Below are 331 nucleotides of genomic sequence, written 5' to 3'. Positions count from 1 at the left end.
ATTTGATGTAAGCGACAAGATCACCATCGGGGGCAGTGCCAACATCACCATTACGGAGGCCGTGGCACCGACCGGTGCAGGACAAAACAATATTGTAAACCCCTTTGGGTTTGCAAAGAACATCGGGTCTATCTTCCCGGTCTTTGTGAACGATCAGCAGGGAAACCTGGTCAAAGACGTCTTCGGGGACCTCGTCTTTGACAACGGGGAGGGCTTTTCCGAGTTCAACATTGGCTCAAGACCGATCAGCCAGGGGCGCCATGCACTCCAGGAGCTTCTCTTGAACGATGAGCGTGACCGTGACAACACCTACGGGTTCCGCTTCTTTACC

General features: G+C 53.5%; 1 pseudogene. It reads left to right on the top strand.

Annotated features, from left to right (window positions below):
• Positions 1-331: pseudogene (locus AACP56_RS17990) on the top strand (SusC/RagA family TonB-linked outer membrane protein); the annotation flags it as partial.

The organism is Croceitalea sp. MTPC6 (assembly GCF_036985525.1).
GTDB lineage: Bacteria > Bacteroidota > Bacteroidia > Flavobacteriales > Flavobacteriaceae > Croceitalea.
Note: the sequence above shows the minus strand (reverse complement) of the source record. Positions and strands in the feature narration are given on the sequence as shown.